The organism is Halopseudomonas oceani, from assembly GCF_002903165.1.
Classification (GTDB): Bacteria; Pseudomonadota; Gammaproteobacteria; order Pseudomonadales; family Pseudomonadaceae; genus Halopseudomonas; species Halopseudomonas oceani.
Genome location: NZ_PPSK01000003.1, coordinates 172,344 through 189,388 on the forward strand (window position 1 = coordinate 172,344; position 17,045 = coordinate 189,388).

11 protein-coding genes are annotated in these 17,045 nt (G+C 61.6%); 6 read left to right on the forward strand and 5 right to left on the reverse strand.

What is annotated here, in order from left to right:
- Window positions 1-92 precede the first annotated feature (92 nt).
- Window positions 93-2,750 (forward strand): pyruvate dehydrogenase (acetyl-transferring), homodimeric type, encoded by a 2,658-nt coding sequence (gene aceE, locus C1949_RS04915; protein ID WP_104737351.1) that lies wholly within the window; start codon window positions 93-95, stop codon window positions 2,748-2,750.
- Between the two features lie 11 nt (window positions 2,751-2,761).
- Window positions 2,762-4,405, forward strand: a complete 1,644-nt coding sequence (gene aceF, locus C1949_RS04920; RefSeq protein WP_104737352.1) for a dihydrolipoyllysine-residue acetyltransferase — start codon at window positions 2,762-2,764, stop codon at window positions 4,403-4,405.
- Window positions 4,406-4,820: 415 nt separating this feature from the next.
- On the opposite strand, the gene clpB is transcribed toward aceF, so the two are convergent.
- The 3 genes from clpB to rluD form a co-directional block, all read right to left on the reverse strand.
- Window positions 4,821-7,388 carry an ATP-dependent chaperone ClpB gene (gene clpB, locus C1949_RS04925; protein WP_104737353.1) on the reverse strand — a complete coding sequence of 856 codons (2,568 nt, stop codon included), beginning with the start codon at window positions 7,386-7,388 and terminating at the stop codon, window positions 4,821-4,823.
- 129 nt (window positions 7,389-7,517) lie between these two features.
- Window positions 7,518-8,249 carry a peptidoglycan editing factor PgeF gene (gene pgeF / locus C1949_RS04930; protein WP_104737354.1) on the reverse strand — a complete coding sequence of 244 codons (732 nt, stop codon included), beginning with the start codon at window positions 8,247-8,249 and terminating at the stop codon, window positions 7,518-7,520.
- Entirely contained in the window at window positions 8,246-9,205 is a 960-nt protein-coding gene (rluD, locus tag C1949_RS04935; protein WP_104737355.1) for a 23S rRNA pseudouridine(1911/1915/1917) synthase RluD, read from the reverse strand. Before rluD ends, pgeF begins: the two co-directional genes overlap by 4 nt.
- A 178-nt stretch (window positions 9,206-9,383) precedes the next feature.
- Here rluD and C1949_RS04940 point away from each other — a divergent pair, with 178 nt between their 5' ends.
- Entirely contained in the window at window positions 9,384-10,376 is a 993-nt protein-coding gene (locus C1949_RS04940; RefSeq protein WP_104737356.1) for an outer membrane protein assembly factor BamD, read from the forward strand.
- A gap of 176 nt (window positions 10,377-10,552) precedes the next feature.
- On the opposite strand, the gene C1949_RS04945 is transcribed toward C1949_RS04940, so the two are convergent.
- On the reverse strand, window positions 10,553-12,184 hold the full coding sequence (locus C1949_RS04945) for an NAD+ synthase (protein WP_104737357.1): 1,632 nt from the start codon (window positions 12,182-12,184) through the stop codon (window positions 10,553-10,555).
- Between the two features lie 127 nt (window positions 12,185-12,311).
- Here C1949_RS04945 and C1949_RS04950 point away from each other — a divergent pair, with 127 nt between their 5' ends.
- Genes C1949_RS04950 through C1949_RS04960 form a run of 3 tightly spaced genes read left to right on the forward strand, consistent with a single transcriptional unit; the run spans window position 12,312 to window position 15,502 of the window.
- Window positions 12,312-12,548, forward strand: a complete 237-nt coding sequence (locus tag C1949_RS04950) for a PP0621 family protein (protein WP_104737358.1) — start codon at window positions 12,312-12,314, stop codon at window positions 12,546-12,548.
- The gene (locus tag C1949_RS04955; protein WP_104737359.1) at window positions 12,529-14,121 is read left to right on the forward strand and encodes an ATP-binding protein; all 1,593 of its coding nucleotides are present in this window, start codon (window positions 12,529-12,531) and stop codon (window positions 14,119-14,121) included. Before C1949_RS04950 ends, C1949_RS04955 begins: the two co-directional genes overlap by 20 nt.
- A gap of 37 nt (window positions 14,122-14,158) precedes the next feature.
- Window positions 14,159-15,502, forward strand: coding sequence for a sigma-54-dependent transcriptional regulator (locus C1949_RS04960; protein ID WP_104737360.1), 1,344 nt, complete (start codon window positions 14,159-14,161; stop codon window positions 15,500-15,502).
- 15 nt (window positions 15,503-15,517) lie between these two features.
- Here the strand turns inward: C1949_RS04960 and thiO are convergent, their stop codons facing one another.
- A complete protein-coding gene (gene thiO / locus C1949_RS04965; RefSeq protein ID WP_104737361.1) occupies window positions 15,518-16,612 on the reverse strand; it encodes a glycine oxidase ThiO in 1,095 nt (364 codons plus the stop codon).
- Window positions 16,613-17,045: the final 433 nt, after the last annotated feature.

Sequence of the window (17,045 nt, forward strand, 5' to 3'; positions counted from 1 at the left end):
GGTGTTTGGCAAGCTTTGGTCGCAACCGCGTTGATCGGCAGGCTGACGACCGCTTCCGGCACTTGCAAGGCCCACAAGGTCTGGAGACCATAATGAAGCACGACGATATTGATCCGCTCGAAACCCAGGAATGGCTCGATGCGCTGGAGTCCGTCCTCGACAACGAGGGTGAAGACCGCGCGCACTATCTGATGACGCGTCTCAGCGAGCTAGCCAGTCGAACTGGCACACCACTGCCCTACGCCATTACCACGCCGTATCGCAACACCATTCCGGTGACCCACGAAGCACGCATGCCCGGCGACCTGTTCATGGAACGCCGCATTCGCTCGCTGGTACGCTGGAATGCGCTGGCCATGGTCATGCGTACCAACCAGAAGGACCCGGACCTGGGTGGCCACATTTCCACCTTCGCCTCCAGCGCGACACTGTACGACATCGGCTTCAACTACTTCTTCAAGGCGCCAACCGAGGAGCACGGCGGCGACCTGGTGTTCTTCCAGGGTCACGCCTCCCCCGGCATCTACGCCCGCGCCTTCATGGAAGGCCGCATCAGCGAAGAGCAGATGGAAAATTTCCGCCAGGAGGTCGACGGCAAAGGCCTGTCCTCCTACCCGCACCCGTGGCTGATGCCTGACTTCTGGCAGTTCCCGACCGTATCCATGGGTCTGGGTCCGATTCAGGCCATCTACCAGGCCCGCTTCATGAAGTATCTGGAGCACCGCGGCTACATCGAACCCGGCAAACAGAAGGTCTGGTGCTTTGTTGGTGACGGTGAGACCGATGAGCCGGAAACCTTGGGCGCCATCTCCCTGGCCGGCCGCGAAAAGCTCGACAACCTGATCTTCGTGATCAACTGTAACCTGCAGCGTCTGGACGGCCCGGTGCGCGGCAACGGCAAGATCATCCAGGAACTCGAAGGCAGTTTCCGCGGGGCCGACTGGAACGTCATCAAGGTCATCTGGGGCCGCATGTGGGACCCGCTGTTCGCCAAGGACGACAACGGCCTGCTGCAGCAGCGCATGGAAGAAGCCGTCGACGGCGACTACCAGAACTACAAGGCCAAGGACGGGGCGTTCGTGCGCGAGCACTTCTTCGGCACCCGCCCCGAACTCCAGGAGATGGTCAAGGACCTCTCCGACGAGGAAATCTGGAAGCTCAACCGTGGCGGCCACGACCCGTACAAGGTCTATGCAGCCTACCATGACGCAGTCAACCATGAAGGCCAGCCATCGGTCATTCTGGCCAAGACCATCAAGGGCTACGGCACTGGCGCCGGCCAGGGCCAGAACACTGCGCACAACACCAAGAAAGTCGATATCGAGAGTCTGAAGAAATTCCGCGACCGCTTCGACATCCCGGTCAACGACGATGAACTGGAGAAACTGCCGTTCTTCCGCCCCGAGGAAGGCAGCGCCGAATACAAGTACCTGCACGCCCGCCGCGAAGCCCTGGGCGGCTACATGCCCCAGCGCCGCGTCGAGAGCAAGCGCATTCCTGTTCCGCCGCTAGACACCCTGAAAGCAATCCTGGACGGCACCGGCGACCGCGAAATTTCGACCACCATGGCCTTCGTGCGCATCCTGTCACAACTGGTCAAGGACAAGGAACTCGGCCCGCGCATCGTGCCGATCGTGCCGGACGAAGCCCGCACCTTCGGCATGGAAGGCATGTTCCGCCAGCTCGGCATCTACTCCTCAGTCGGCCAGCTGTATGAGCCGGTCGACAAGGATCAGGTGATGTTCTACCGCGAGGACAAGAAAGGCCAGATCCTCGAGGAAGGCATCAACGAGGCTGGCGCCATGTCCAGCTGGATTGCAGCCGGTACCGCTTACAGCACCCATAACCAGCCAATGCTGCCGTTCTACATCTTCTATTCGATGTTCGGCTTCCAGCGTATCGGCGATCTGGCCTGGGCCGCCGGCGACAGCCGCGCTAAGGGCTTCTTGATCGGCGGCACCGCCGGCCGCACCACCCTAAACGGTGAGGGCCTGCAGCACGAGGACGGTCACAGCCACTTGCTGGCGTCAACCATCCCCAACTGCCGCAGCTATGACCCGACTTACGGCTATGAGCTGGCGGTGATCATCCGCGAAGGCGCGCGCCGCATGATGGACGAGCAGGAGAACGTCTACTACTACCTCACCGTCATGAACGAAGCCTACGCCCAACCGGCCATGCCCAAGGGCAAAGGGGTCGAAGACGGCATCATGCGTGGCATGTACCTGCTCGACTCCACCGGCAAGCCGGGTGACCTGCACGTGCAACTGATGGGCTCCGGCACCATTTTGCGCGAAGTACGCGAAGCCGCCGCTATTCTCAAGGAAGACTTCGACGTCAGCGCCGACATCTGGAGCGTCACCAGCTTCAACGAGCTGCGCCGCGACGGTCTGGCGGTCGAACGCGACAACCGTCTGCACCCGACCCGCAAGGCCAAGACCAGCTTCGTTGAGCAGTGTCTGGACAAGCGTCAAGGCCCGGTCATCGCTGCTACCGACTACATGAAGCTGTACGCCGACCAGATTCGCCAGTGGGTTCCTGCACCCTACAAGGTGCTCGGCACCGACGGCTTCGGCCGCAGCGACAGCCGCCGCAAGCTGCGCTATTTCTTTGAAGTAGATCGCTACTGGGTGGCCTACACCGCTCTCAGCGCGCTAGTCGAACAGGGCAAGCTCAAGCCCAAGGTGCTGACTGATGCGCTCAAGGCCTTTGGCCTGGACGCTGACAAAACCAACCCGCTGGACTGCTGAGGAGCGACACCATGAGTGAACTCATCAAGGTGCCCGACCTCGGTGGTGAAGGCGAGGTCATTGAAATTCTGATCAAGGAAGGTGATCAGGTAGAAGCCGAACAATCGCTGGCCGTTGTCGAGTCCGACAAGGCAAGCATGGAAATCCCCTCGCCCAAGGCTGGCAAGGTCAAAGCCATCAAGTTCAAGCTGGGCGACAGCCTGAAAGAAGGCGACCCGCTGATCGAACTGGAGGTCGAGGGCGACGAACAACCCAAGCAGGCCAACAGCGACGAAAAGCCCGCCAAAACCGAGCCCGAGGCTGCGCAGAAGCAAGAGCCGAAAACCGAAGACAGCAAGCCTGCCGCCAGCGCCAGCAGCCGCAGCGAAGCCGTCAAGGTGCCGGATCTGGGCACCGACAGCGCCCGCGTCATCGAGATTCTGGTCAGCAAGGGCGATCAGGTCGAAGCCGACCAGTCGCTGCTGGTGCTGGAGTCGGACAAGGCGAGCATGGAGCTGCCCGCGCCCTTCTCTGGCGTGATCGAGTCGATCGACGTCAAGCTGGAACAGGACGTCAAGACCGGCGATGTGATCATGCAGATGCAGGTCAGTGGCGGCGACAGCGAGACCAAGGCAGAGTCGCAGTCCGCTGAACAGCAAAGCAAGCAGAGTGACGCCAAGCAGGCCCCCGCCGCTGCCAGCAGCGACAAGGCCAGCGAAGAGCCGGCCAGTCCACCTCCGGTCGGCGGCCCCAGCCGCGAAGGCGCCAAGGTCCACGCCGGCCCGGCCGTGCGCATGCTGGCCCGCGAGTTCGGTATCGACCTGACCGAGGTCAAGCCGACTGGCCCGCGCGAGCGCATCCTCAAGGAAGATGTGCAGAAGCACGTGCAGGCGGTCATGCAACAGCGCAAGGCAGCACCAGCCGGCGCAGCTGGCGGCAGCGGTATCCCTGCGGTACCGGAAGTCGACTTCTCCCGGTTTGGCGAGATCGAAACCGTCGACATGACCCGCCTGCAGCAGGTCGGCGCCAGCAACCTGCACCGCAGCTGGCTCAACGTGCCGCATGTCACCCAGTTCGACCTGGCCAATATCAGCGCGCTGGAAGCCTTCCGCAAGGAACAGAAAGCGACAGCCGAGAAGGCCGGCGTCAAGCTGACCGTGCTGCCGTTCCTGCTCAAGGCCTGTGCCCACCTGCTGCGTGAGCAGCCGAACTTCAATGTCTCGCTGGCGGCCAATGGCAAGCAGCTGATTCAGAAGAAGTACGTACACATCGGCTTCGCCGTCGACACCCCGGACGGCCTGCTGGTGCCGGTTATCCGTGATGTCGACAAAAAGAGCCTGCTGCAGCTGGCAGCCGAAGCGGCAGAACTGGCCGACAAGGCGCGCAACAAGAAGCTCGGAGCCGACGCCATGCAGGGCGCCTGCTTTACCATCTCCAGCCTGGGTCACATCGGCGGCACCTACTTCACGCCGATCGTCAACAGCCCGGAAGTGGCGATTCTTGGGGTCTCCAAGGCCACCATGCAGCCGGTCTGGGATGGCGCCAGCTTCCAGCCGCAGCTGATGCTGCCACTGTCCCTGTCCTACGACCACCGCGCCATCAACGGCGCAGCGGCCGCGCAGTTCACCAGGCGTCTGGGTGAATTGCTGGGGGATATTAGGACGATGTTGCTGTAAGCGTTCGATAGCACTAAAAAGGCCTCGGGATTTCCCGGGGCTTTTTTGTCTCTGCGACGTCGCTTTTCGCCCTGACGGCGAACAGGGGGAAATGCATGGCCATTTCCCCCTGCCCCCCTAGGCCACCCCGACTACTCGGCCCTTCGGGTTCGCTGCGTTGCTCGATTTATCGGGGAGACCTCGCCGGCCGCCCGAAAACTCGTCGCAATGCTCCTCAGACAACCTACGACTCTTTATCCCGATAAATCTGCGCTACTCGCCCGCGTCAACGGGGACCCATCGACCGTGCAAGCTGCCACCATTTGCAGGGCCACGGCATGCCGTGGCAGTGCTGCCCCAAACCTACCGACACCAGCAAGCCAACAAAAAACCCCGCACGGTTTCCCGTGCGGGGTTCTCATCGCCGCAATATCAATCAGGCCGTAAACACAAACTCGTCGCCTTCGACCTTGGCGTGAATAGTCACGCCCGGGGCAAAGTCGCCAGCCAGGATACGCTGGGCCAGCGGGTTTTCGATCCAGCGCTGGATCGCGCGCTTGAGCGGCCGCGCGCCATACACCGGGTCGTAGCCAACCGAGATCAGCTTCTCCAGAGCCTCATCGCTGAGCTGCAGATCCAGTTCGCGTTCGGCCAGACGCTGACGCAAACGGCTGAGCTGGATATCAGCGATACCGGCGATCTGATCCTTGCCGAGCGGCTCGAACACGACCACCTCGTCAACCCGGTTGATAAACTCCGGCCGGAAGTGCTGGGTCAGGGCGTCCATCACCGCCGCATGCTGCGCCTCGCGATCACCCACCAGTTCCTGAATCTGCGCGGAACCCAGGTTGGAGGTCATCACCACCACGGTGTTGCGGAAGTCGACGGTGCGGCCCTGGCTGTCGGTCAGACGGCCGTCTTCCAGCACCTGCAGCAGCACGTTGAACACATCCGGATGCGCCTTTTCGACCTCATCCATCAGGATCACCGAGTACGGCTTGCGACGTACCGCTTCGGTCAGATAACCGCCTTCTTCATAGCCGACATAGCCCGGAGGCGCACCGATCAGACGAGCCACCGAATGCTTCTCCATGAACTCGGACATGTCGATCCGCACCATGGCGTCTTCGGTATCGAACAGAAACTCGGCCAGCGCCTTGCACAGCTCGGTTTTACCGACACCGGTCGGGCCAAGGAACATGAACGAGCCACTGGGACGGTTCGGGTCGGCCAGACCGGCCCGCGAACGGCGCACCGCGTTGGAAACCGCCACCACCGCTTCGTTCTGGCCGATAACCCGCTTATGCAGGGCGTCTTCCATACGCAGCAGCTTGTCGCGCTCGCCTTCGAGCATCTTGGCCACCGGAATCCCGGTCCACTTGGAGACGACCTCGGCAATCTCCTCGTCGGTTACCTTGTTGCGCAGCAACTGGTTTTCCGGCTTGGTGTGCTGCTCGGCCATCTGCTGGCTGCGCTCCAGATCCGGGATCACGCCGTACTGCAGCTCGGCCATGCGGTTCAGATCGCCCTTGCGACGGGCCTGATCCAGCTCAGCCTTGGCCTGCTCGATCTTCTCCTGAATCTGCGCAGAACCCTGCACATCAGCCTTCTCGGCCTTCCAGATTTCTTCCAGATCAGCGTACTCGCGCTCGAGCTTGGCGATATCGTCCTTCAACTTCTCCAGCCGCTTGAGCGCCGCGTCGTCGTCTTCCTTCTTCAGCGCCTCGCGTTCCACCTTGAGCTGAATCAGGCGACGCTCCAGACGGTCCAGTGCTTCCGGCTTGGAGTCGATCTCCATGCGAATACGGCTGGCCGCTTCGTCAATCAGGTCGATGGCCTTGTCCGGCAGCTGACGGTCGGTGATGTAGCGATGCGACAGCTTGGCTGCGGCAATGATCGCGCCATCGGTGATGGTGATCTTGTGGTGCAGCTCGTAGCGCTCCTTCAGGCCCCGCAGAATCGCGATGGTGTCCTCTTCCGACGGCTCATCAACCAGCACCTTCTGGAAGCGGCGCTCCAGCGCGGCATCCTTTTCGATGTACTGACGGTACTCGTCCAGTGTGGTTGCGCCGACGCAGTGCAGCTCGCCGCGCGCTAGCGCCGGCTTGAGCATGTTGCCCGCATCCATGGAGCCTTCGGCCTTGCCAGCGCCAACCATGGTATGCAGCTCGTCGATAAACAGAATGACGCGGCCTTCTTGCTTGGAGAGCTCGTTCAGCACCGCCTTCAGGCGCTCTTCAAACTCGCCACGGAACTTGGCACCGGCGATCAGCGCCCCCATATCGAGTGACAGCAGGCGCTTGTCTTTCAGACCATCCGGCACTTCACCGTTGACGATGCGTTGGGCCAGTCCCTCAACAATGGCGGTCTTGCCCACGCCGGGCTCGCCGATGAGCACCGGGTTGTTCTTGGTACGACGCTGCAGCACCTGCACGGTACGGCGAATCTCGTCGTCACGGCCGATCACCGGGTCCAGCTTGCCCTCTTCGGCCCGCTTGGTCAGGTCGACGGTGTACTTGTCCAGCGCCTGACGTGACTCTTCGGCATTCGGGTCGTTGACCGACTCGCCGCCGCGCAGGTTGTTGATGGCGTTTTCCAGCGCCTTCTTGGACACGCCCTGCCCCAGCAGAATTTTGCCTGCAGTGGTGTTGTCGTCCATCGCCGCCAACAGCACGAGTTCGCTGGAGATGAATTGGTCGCCCTGCTTCTGCGCCAGCCGGTCAGCCTGGTTGAGCAGCCGCGCCAGCTCGGTGGACAGGCTGACGTCACCGGTCGGATTGCTGACGGTCGCCAGTTTATCGATGGCCTCGCTAAGGGCTGCGCGCAGGGCGGCGATATCGAAGCCGACCTGCATCAGCAGCGGCTTGATTGAGCCGTGCTGCTGCTCGATCAGTGCCAGCACCAGGTGCAGCGGGTCGATCTGGGAATGGTCGCGGCCGACGGCCATGGATTGTGCGTCGGACAGGGCGACCTGAAGCTTGCTGGTCATACGGTCAATGCGCATGAATAAAAGTCCTCTAGTCTGAGCCCGGCCGAACAGTTCGAAGCGGGCGTATTCATCTGCGATGACACAGTTATGAGGTCGATTATTGCGCTTTCAAGTGACCCCATGATGATTGGGGTCAATTTTTTGTCACTCAGTAAGCCAAATCAGGGACGCAAGCCGCCCCGTCTGCCCATCACGACGGTAGGAATAGAAGCGTTCGGCATCGGAAAAGGTGCATTCGCCACCACCATAAACCGACGTAACATCTGACGCTGCAAGGCGCTGGCGCGCCAGTTGATAGATATCCGCCAACCAGTGGCCATCGCGTTCGGACGGCACAAACGCAGCAGCAGCCTGCGGATCAACCTTGATGAACGCATCGCGCACCTCGGCGCCCACTTCGAACGCCGCCGGACCGATGGCCGGACCAAGCCAGACCAGCACGTCAGCAGGCGAGCCGCCAAGTGTCGCGACCGTCTGTTCCAGCACTCCGTCGAGCAGGCCGCGCCAACCCGCGTGCGCGGCCGCAACGCGCTGCCCGTCACGGGTACAGAACAACGCGGGTAGACAGTCGGCGGTCATGATAGTGCAGGCGATGCCCGGCTGATCCGTCCAACTGGCGTCGGCCTCCAGCACTTGGGTAGGGTTGGCCTTGCACACCTCGGTGCCATGCACCTGAGTCAACCAGGCCGGGCGGCAGCACAGAACGCGTTCCAGCTCGGCGCGATTGGCCGCAACATGGACCGGGTCGTCCCCCACATGATCGCCAAGGTTGAATCCCTTCCATACGCCCTGGCTGCAACCACCCAGACGCGTGGTGATGCAGGTGCGGACATTGACTGGCGCGGGCCAGCCGGCGGTCAACCAGAGGGTGCTCATTCGCCGATCTCACCGTCCTCACGCAGTAGCGCCAGCAAATGCTGCATGTCTTCCGGCAGGGGCACTTGCCAGCTCATATGCCGGCCGTCGGCCGGATGCTCCAGCTCAAGCCGGCGCGCATGCAGCGCCTGACGCGGAAACTCGCGCAGCTCCTTGATCAATTCCGGGCTGGCCCCCGGCGGAATACGCAGACGGCCGCCGTAGACCGGATCACCGACCAGCGGAAAGTGGATGTAGCTCATGTGCACCCGGATCTGGTGCGTGCGACCCGTCTCCAGCTTGACCTTGACGTGGGTGTGCGCGCGGAAACGATTGATCACCCGGTAATGACTGATGGCCGTCTTGCCGCCGGCGACCACCGCCATTTTCTGCCGCTGGGTGCCGTGTCGAGCAATCGGCTGGTCAACCTTGCCGCCGGAGGTCATCACACCGACCACCACGCATTCGTATTCACGACTGACCGTACGCGCCTGCAGCTGGGCGACCAGATCGGTCTGTGCCTCAATGGTCTTGGCAACCACCATCAAACCGGTTGTGTCCTTATCGAGCCGGTGGACGATGCCGGCACGCGGCACCTTGGACAGCTCAGGGGCATGATGCAGCAAGGCATTTAGCAGGGTGCCGTCTTGATGGCCGGCAGCTGGATGCACGACCAGACCGGCGGGCTTGTTGATTACCAGCAGCGCGTCGTCTTCATAGATGATATCCAGATCGATGGCTTCGGCCTGCCACTCGCCCTGCACTTCACGCTCGGCATCCAGTTCCAGCTGTTCGCCGCCCAGCAGTATGTCGCGGGTGCGCTTGCGCTCACCATCGACCAGCAGGCTGCCATCCTTGATCCAGCCCTGCAGGCGAGAGCGGGAGTAGTCTGGGAACAATTGGGCGGCCACCTGGTCTAGGCGTTGACCACCCGACTCCGGGCTGACCTGTGCGGACAAACGAATACGATCTGACATGGGGAACTCACTGGAAGGCGTCGTGCGCCGGAACCGGCCGCAATCCCTTTTGGAATCGACCGGACGCTGTGGTTAAATACGGCTGGTCCGGGAAGTCCGGACAAGGCTGCAAAGGCCCAAACTATAACAGGACGGCCGCACTGGAAACAGCGCACGCCAACCATTCGGATGTCATGATATGTCGATGAAACATCTGCTGCTGGTCGGAGTACTGGCACTGCTGGCCGCGTGCTCTTCTAACGCACCGGTGATTGACGAGTCGCTCAGCGAGTCGGAGCTGTATCGCAAGGCCCAGACCGATCTGGACGCAGAAAACTTCGGTTCCGCAGTCGAAACCCTGCGCGCCCTTGAGGCTCGCTATCCGTTCGGCCGCTACGCCGAGCAGGCTCAGCTGGAACTGATCTACGCCTACTATCAGAATTACGAGCCGGAGGCTGCCACGGCGTCCGCCGACAGTTTCATCCGTCTGCACCCGACCCACCCGAACGTTGACTACGCCTACTACATTCGCGGCCTCGCATCCTTTACCCGTGACCAGGGCATTCTTGAGCGTTTCCTGCCGCTCGACATGACCCGTCGCGATCCGGGTGCGGCACGTGACTCGTTCAACGACTTCGCCCAGTTGATCAACCGCTACCCGAACAGCCAGTACGCCCCTGATGCCCGCGCACGCATGATCTATCTGCGTAATTTGCTGGCTGCCTACGACGTGCACGTTGGCCACTACTATCTCAAGCGCGGCGCCTATCTGGCCGCCGCCAACCGCGGCCGCTATGTGGTAGAAAACTACCAGCAGACCCCCTCGGTGGGAGACGGCTTGGCCCTCATGGTCGCGGGTTACAGCCGCCTTGCCATGCACGACCTGGCCGACAGCGCGCTGGAAACCCTGAAGCTCAACTACCCCGAACACCCAGCACTGGTCGACGGTAAGTTCAAGCATCACGTCGAGCCCGCTGTAGCCGACATGGACTGGCTGGAAGCTGCATCCGTCGGCGTCATCGACGCTGTTACCGCTCCGCCGCCGCGGATGGCACAGACCCAGATGGAGCGCGAGATGGAGCGTCAGTATCAAGACGCTGTGGCTGCGCTGCCACGCGAGATTCGCGCCAACACCACTGGCGAGCCACACCGCAGTTTCTGGAGCCGCATCACCTTCGGCCTGCTCGACTGAGCTTCGCCCCACAAAAAAGCCCGCCACGGCATTCGCCATGGCGGGCTTTTTTGTGGGGCAGCTGCAAGCCGCAAGCCTCAAGCTGCAAGTAAAACCCGCGCGGTGTAGCTCTTGGTTTTTGGCTTGTAGCTTGTAGCTTGTAGCTTGCCGCTGCCGGCCCAAGGCCGGCCGACCGGCTAGTCCTCCATCGCCCACCCTGAAGTAATCGGGTAACGACGATCACGACCGAAGCCACGCTGGGTTACTCGTGCCCCTACCGCGGCCTGACGGCGTTTGTATTCGTTCAGGTCCACCAAGCGCACCACGCGCTTGACCTGGTCCTCGTCAAAGCCGGCGGCAATGATGGCGCTGGCCGACAGGTCGTGTTCAATATACAGACGCAGAATCTCGTCCAGCACCGGATACGGCGGCAGCGAGTCTTCGTCTTTCTGATCAGGCGCTAGTTCGGCGGACGGCGGACGGTCGATTACCCGCTGCGGTATGACCGCGCCCAGCGTGTTGCGGTATTCGGCCAGACGGAACACCAGGGTCTTGGGTACATCCTTGAGCACATCAAAACCACCCGCCATATCGCCATACAGCGTGGCATAACCCACCGCCATCTCACTTTTGTTGCCAGTAGTCAGTACCAACGAGCCAGTCTTGTTCGACAGCGCCATCAGCAGCGTGCCGCGACAGCGTGCCTGTAGGTTCTCTTCGGTGGTGTCGCGCGGCAACCCTTCAAACACCGGCTCCAGCGTCTGCATAAACGCTTCGACCATCGGCGCGATCGGCAGCACCCGGTAGGTCACATGCATGGTGCGCGCCTGTGCCTCGGCATCTTCCAGACTCATGCCGGAGGTGTAGTGATACGGCATCATTACCGCCTCCACCCGCTCGGCACCGAGCGCGTCGACAGCAACCGCCAGCGTCAGAGCCGAATCGATACCGCCAGACAGGCCAAGAACCACACCCTTGAAGCGGTTCTTGTTGACGTAGTCACGCACCCCGGTAACCAGCGCCTGATAGACACTGGCTTCGACCTCAGGCATTGCCGCCAGCGCGCCCTGACGCAGGCGAACCTGCGCATCGTCAAACTGCACATCAACCGGGTACAACCCCTCGCAGAAGGGCGCCACCCGACAGGCAATCTGGCCGTCCGTATCAACCGCAACCGAACCGCCATCAAACACCAGCTCATCCTGCCCACCGACCTGGTTGACATAGATAATCGGCATAGCCCCCTCGGCGGCGCGCTCGGCCAGCATGGCTTCGCGCTCACGCTGCTTGTCCATGTGAAATGGCGAAGCGTTCAGGTTCAGCATCAGCCGGGCCCCTGCGTCACGCGCCTGCGCCATCGGCTGCGGATGCCAGATATCTTCACAGACGGTGATCGCCACAGACAGACCATCGATTTCCAAGCAGCAGGCATCCTGCCCTTCGGTGAAATAACGTTTCTCGTCAAATACCCGGTAATTGGGCAACTGCTGTTTGGCGTAGGAAGCCAGAATGCGGCCGTCGGCGATAACAGCCGCCATGTTGTAGCAGAGCGCACCGTCCTGCCACGGATACCCCACCACGACGTAGATGCCGTGCACCTCGGCGCAGAGCCTGTCCAGTGCCCGGCTGATGCGCGCCTGCATGCTGGAGCGCAGCAGCAGGTCCTCTGGCGGATAGCCGCACAGCGACAGTTCCGGAAATACGATAACCCGGGCACCCAGCTCGTCGCGGGCGTGCCTGGATGCCTCGATGATCCGCTCCAGATTGCCCGGGATGTCGCCCACTCGCATGTTCAGCTGGGCCATCACGATGCGCAAGGTTGCCGTCATGTCGCTTCTCCTGACTCAAGATGCGCCTATTGTCCGGCAAGCGCCTGTGCCTCGCAATCGCAACATGCTTTGGTGCACTACGGCCTTGGGCTACACTGGAACACCCTGCACGGAACACAGCGATACCATGGGACTGATCAAACTGATAATTCTGGCTGCCCTGGTATGGGCAGCCCTGCGTTTCTGGCGCGCTCTGCAACAGCAACGGACACCGCAACACTCCTCACAGCAGCCACAAACCGATGCTCCGGTCATGGTTCGCTGTGCGCAATGTCAGGTTCACCTGCCCCAGTCACGCGCCCTGCGCGCCGGCGATCAATGGTACTGCTGCGCGGAACACCGAGATGAACACGGCAACAGCTGAGCGAATCGACTCACAACGTCCGCGGATCCTGCGGCTGTACAATCTGTATCGAGTGATTCTCGGGTTCGGCCTGACCCTGCTCACCAGCTCCGACCTGCGCGAGGGTGTGCTTTCGCTGAGCAACCCCGATGTCTATGCCAAGGCCAGCTGGATCTATCTCTTCATCAATGTGCTGATTGCGCTGTCGCTGCACAAGGGACGGCGCGACATCCACTTGTTTGTGCTGGCCATTCTCGACATTTCCCTGCTTGGCATCATCTTCTACGCCGCCGGCGGTATCGGCAGCGGCTTTGGCAACCTGCTGATCATCCCGGTTGCCATCGGCAACGTCCTGCTGCACGGGCGCATTGGCCTGGTGTTGCCGGCATTGTCCAGCCTGGTATTGATCTACCTGACGTTTTTCCTCAGCCTGACCCATCCGTACATCGGGCAAAACTACCTGCAAGCCGGGGTACTGGGGGCTATCTATTTTGCTGTTGCCCTGTTCGTTCAGCGTGTCAGTCGCCGCCTCTACCTGTCAGAGATTCTGGCCAAGCAGCAGGCCGCCAGCCTGGCCCGGCTGGAGCAACTGAACCAGTTGATCATTCAGCGCATGCGTACCGGCATCATGGTGGTCAGCGCAGACAACCGGATCCTGACCAGCAACGAGGCGTGTGCGCAAATGCTCAACCGCGACGTCCCACCGGATGAGCTGCTGGACCGCGTCGCTCCCGAGCTGGACCAGCGCCTGCGCCAATGGCAGCGCAACCCCTCGCTGCGCGCCACCTCGTTCCACAGTTTCAGTGGTAGCACCGAACTGATGGCCAACTTCAAACCGCTGGGCAGCAAGGCACAGGACAACATCCTGGTCTTCCTCGACGACAACACCCAGGTCGCCCAGCAGGCGCAACAGCTGAAACTGGCGTCGCTGGGACGACTGACCGCGAGTATTGCCCATGAAATACGTAACCCGCTCGGCGCCATCAGTCATGCGGCCCAGCTGCTAGCCGAGTCCGACCAGCTGACCCGCCAGGATCTGCGCCTGACCGAGATCATCCAGCAACACTCGCAGCGCATGAACCGGGTGATTGAAACCGTGCTGGAACTGTCCAGACGCCGCCCAAGCGAACCCCAGCTGGTGGACCTGGCCCTGTGGGTATCGAGTTTTATGACCGACTTCCGAGCATCCCACCCGGCCACCGATACCATCGACTGTGAAATCGAGAAAGAGGGCATCCTGACCCGGATGGATCCGAACCAGATGACCCAGGTGCTCAACAACCTGTGCAATAACGCCCTGCGTTACAGCGGTGAAGCCGGCAGCCCACGCACCATCGAACTGAAGCTCTACGTCCGCGCAGACACCCAGTTGCCGGTACTTGAAGTGATCGATTACGGCCCGGGAGTGGCAGAAGAACACCTGGGTCACATTTTCGAACCCTTCTACACCACCGAAGCGACCGGCACCGGATTGGGCCTGTATATTTCCCGCGAACTCTGCGAGAGCAACCAGGCCAGACTGGAATGCGAACGCGTGCAGCCTCACGGCTGCTGCATGCGCATTACCTTTGCACACCCGAAACGACTGGTATGATGCCCGGAACTGAAGGACAGGAGTCAAGCAGCAAGCCATGACGCAACCCACCGTGCTGATCATCGACGACGAGCCGGATATTCTCGAACTGCTGGAGCTGACGCTTGGCCGCATGTCATTACAGACGCGCAGCGCCAGCACGCTGCGCGAGGCCATGACACTGCTGCAGTCCCAGCACTTTGACTTGTGCCTGACGGACATGCGACTGCCAGACGGCGACGGCATGAGCATCGTGCGCCATATTCAGCAGCACTTCACCAGCACGCCGGTGGCGATGATCACCGCCTATGGCAGCCTGGATACGGCAATCAACGCGCTCAAAGCTGGCGCGTTCGACTTTTTGACCAAGCCGGTGGACCTGACCCGCTTGCGAGAGCTGGTTTCAACCGCACTGCGCCTCAACACCGCGCAAGCTGACGCCGATCCACGGGACCGGGACCCTATATTGGGGATATCGCCACCGATCGAGCGGCTGCGCAACCAGATCAGCAAACTCGCCCGCAGCCAGGCGCCTTTGTATATCAGCGGCGAATCCGGCAGCGGCAAGGAACTGGTCGCCCGTCGTATCCATGCACTCAGCCCACGCGCTGAACAGGCGTTTGTGCCGGTCAACTGTGGTGCCATTCCCTCCGAGCTAATGGAAAGTGAGTTCTTCGGTCACCGCAAGGGCAGCTTCTCTGGCGCAGTGGCAGACAAGCCCGGTCTGTTCCAGGCCGCGAACCACGGTACGCTGTTTCTTGACGAGGTAGCCGACCTGCCAATGGCCATGCAGGTCAAGTTGCTGCGTGCCATTCAGGAGAAAGCCATCCGCGCCGTCGGCAGCCAGCGCGAAGAAGCGGTCGACGTGCGCCTGCTGTGCGCCACCCACAAGGATCTCGCCAACGAAGTAGCTCAGGGCCGCTTCCGCCAGGATCTGTTCTACCGGATCAACGTCATCGAACTGCAGGTACCGCCACTCAGGGCCCGTCGCGAGGACCTGCCGCTACTGGTCCAAAGCATCCTTGGCAGACTGGCCGAACGCGCCAACCAGCCCGTACCAGAGGTCACCGAGGCCGGGATGGAGCGCTTGCTCAACTACCGTTTCCCAGGCAACGTGCGCGAACTGGAAAACGCACTTGAACGCGCCTTCACCCTTTGCGAAGGCCAGCAGATTGATGCTCACGACCTGTGGCTAAGCGCGTGCCCGAGTGCTTCCCAGGACGATGCGCCCGACTTTAGCCAGATCGACCATCTGGAGGACTACCTGGACAACATCGAACGCCAGGCGATTACCCAGGCACTGGAAGAAACCCGCTGGAACAAGACCGCAGCAGCCAAGCGCCTGGGCCTCACCTTCCGCTCACTGCGCTACCGCTTGAAAAAGCTCGGCCTCGACGACTGAGCCCTGGAGCGCCTGCTAACGCAGGCGCGCGTCCGGCAGATAGGGCGCAGGGTCGATCTCCGGCGTTCTGTCCAGCATCAGATCGACCAACAGCCGGCAGGACGCCGGCGCCAGCACAAGACCGTTGCGGAAATGCCCGGCGTTCAGCCACAAGCCTGGCAGAGAGGACACCGGGCCGATATAGGGCACACCGTCCGGCGACCCAGGGCGCAAACCTGCCCATTGAGCAACCGGTGACTGCCGCGCCAGGTCCGGCAGCAGAGCCTCTGCGCTTGCCTGCAGCGATGCCAGCGCCTGCTCAGTAGTGCGCTTGTCGTAGCCTTCGTACTCCAGCGTGCTACCGATCAGGATATGACCATCACGTCGGGGAATGGCGTAACGCCCCTGCGCCATGACCATCGACGGCAGCCAGCCCGGCGCCATCTTGTACAGCAGCATCTGCCCCTTGACCGGCTCGACCGGCAGGGAGAGCCCAGCCTGCCCCAACCAGTCACCACTCCAGGCACCAGCACAAAGCACAACCGCATCAGCTTCGATGCGTCCGGCAGGACACTGCACACCAACCACCGCATCGCCCTCTTGCAACAGCGAGTCGACCGCACAGTGCTCATGCAGTACAAAGTGTTCAAACTGGCTCAAACGCGCACGCAAGGACTGCATCAGTCGCGGGTTACGAACATTGGCAAGACCGGCTTGCCAAAGCGCACCGCTGTAACCGCTGGCCAACTGCGGCACCTGCCGGTAGATAAAATCGGTATCAACCCGCTGCAGCGGCTTGTCATGGGCTGCAGCCCACCCCAGTGCCTGGTCCTGCTCGTCGTGATCCAGCCACAGCAGTCCGCAGTCATGTACCTCCGGATCCAGTCCGGTCTGCGCCAGCAAGGTGTCAGCCAAGGGTGGGTAATAACCCTGAGACCAGTCAGCAAGCGCGCTGACCGCTTCGCAATAGCGCCAGGGATAGAGAGGAGAAACAATACCGCCGCCAGCCCAGGATGCCTCGCGCCCCAGCTCGCCACGCTCCAGCAGCGTTACCCGGCAGCCCGCATGCAGCAGCTCAAGCGCACTCAGACACCCCATTACCCCGCCCCCAACCAGCACTACATCATGCATCCACTCGTCCCCTCGCCGACCTGATATCAGGTCGTTTCTGATTAAAACGGCATACAGCAACCGCCGTCGTCACGGCGCGCAAAAGACTACCGCACAATTGGCCTGATTTAGACCAAAGTCGGCCAAAAAAGCCGCTACAAAGGCAGCATAAGCCGAATTATGCTTCTGTCCCCGCCCTGCAGAAACCGGTATGATACCCCCTCTCTGAACTACTCCAATGGCCGATCACCGTCAGACCATTGAGCCCCGGCAGGCAATTCCACACGAAGCGCCGCCGCTTTTCATCAGCCAACCACTGATACCCACGTACCGGGGCGTTCGGAGCAGACAGCACACACTGCTTGCCGCGCTCTCGACACAGCCAAAAGCGACCGTCGGGATCAAGCCCGTTTGCTAGCCGCCCCGACATTGGCCAGTATGATCACTGGAGAGC

What these genes read in the sequence shown, in the direction of transcription:
- aceE (WP_104737351.1), top strand. Translation starts at nt 93, where the DNA reads ATGAAGCACGACGATATTGATCCGCTCGAAACCCAGGAATGGCTCGAT.
- aceF (WP_104737352.1), top strand. Translation starts at nt 2,762, where the DNA reads ATGAGTGAACTCATCAAGGTGCCCGACCTCGGTGGTGAAGGCGAGGTC.
- clpB (WP_104737353.1), bottom strand. Translation starts at nt 7,388, where the DNA reads ATGCGCATTGACCGTATGACCAGCAAGCTTCAGGTCGCCCTGTCCGAC.
- pgeF (WP_104737354.1), bottom strand. Translation starts at nt 8,249, where the DNA reads ATGAGCACCCTCTGGTTGACCGCCGGCTGGCCCGCGCCAGTCAATGTC.
- rluD (WP_104737355.1), bottom strand. Translation starts at nt 9,205, where the DNA reads ATGTCAGATCGTATTCGTTTGTCCGCACAGGTCAGCCCGGAGTCGGGT.
- C1949_RS04940 (WP_104737356.1), top strand. Translation starts at nt 9,384, where the DNA reads ATGTCGATGAAACATCTGCTGCTGGTCGGAGTACTGGCACTGCTGGCC.
- C1949_RS04945 (WP_104737357.1), bottom strand. Translation starts at nt 12,184, where the DNA reads ATGACGGCAACCTTGCGCATCGTGATGGCCCAGCTGAACATGCGAGTG.
- C1949_RS04950 (WP_104737358.1), top strand. Translation starts at nt 12,312, where the DNA reads ATGGGACTGATCAAACTGATAATTCTGGCTGCCCTGGTATGGGCAGCC.
- C1949_RS04955 (WP_104737359.1), top strand. Translation starts at nt 12,529, where the DNA reads ATGAACACGGCAACAGCTGAGCGAATCGACTCACAACGTCCGCGGATC.
- C1949_RS04960 (WP_104737360.1), top strand. Translation starts at nt 14,159, where the DNA reads ATGACGCAACCCACCGTGCTGATCATCGACGACGAGCCGGATATTCTC.
- thiO (WP_104737361.1), bottom strand. Translation starts at nt 16,612, where the DNA reads ATGCATGATGTAGTGCTGGTTGGGGGCGGGGTAATGGGGTGTCTGAGT.